The sequence below is a fragment of the Flavobacterium sp. GNP011 genome, from assembly GCF_056428925.1.
In genome coordinates this window covers 1-380 of sequence record NZ_JBWJVJ010000063.1, presented here as the reverse complement: position 1 = coordinate 380, position 380 = coordinate 1, and the positions used below count along the sequence as shown (strand labels likewise).

Annotated in this window: 1 pseudogene; it reads left to right on the top strand. The window is 39.5% G+C overall.

Annotation, left to right across the window (positions count from 1 at the left end):
• Window positions 1-53: 53 nt before the first annotated feature.
• Window positions 54-350, top strand: a pseudogene (locus AC061E_RS16645) (heterodisulfide reductase-related iron-sulfur binding cluster); the annotation flags it as partial.
• Window positions 351-380: the final 30 nt, after the last annotated feature.

Here is a 380-nt window from a genome sequence, read left to right as displayed (position 1 = left end):
GGCAGTCGGTGATCTAAGCCATAAGCGCCCGGTTCATCGAGCACGAATCGATTCCTAGAGATTTAATAACGAAACTTGATGCAGCTCTTGTTGAAATGAAGCGATCAAAAGCGAATGGACTTTGTTGTGGCGCAGGTGGAGCACAAATGTTTAAGGATGCTGAAAATGGAGATAAGGAAATCAATATCGAAAGAACCGAAGACGCTCTAGAGACAACTCCTGATATCATTGCCGCAGGTTGTCCTTTTTGCAATACCATGATGACTGATGGTATTAAAAATAAAGAAAGAGAAAGTGATGTTAAAGTAATGGATATAGCTGAGCTTATTGCCAACGCACAAGACCTTTAACATGAGAAAAGTAATTATTGCATTTATTTT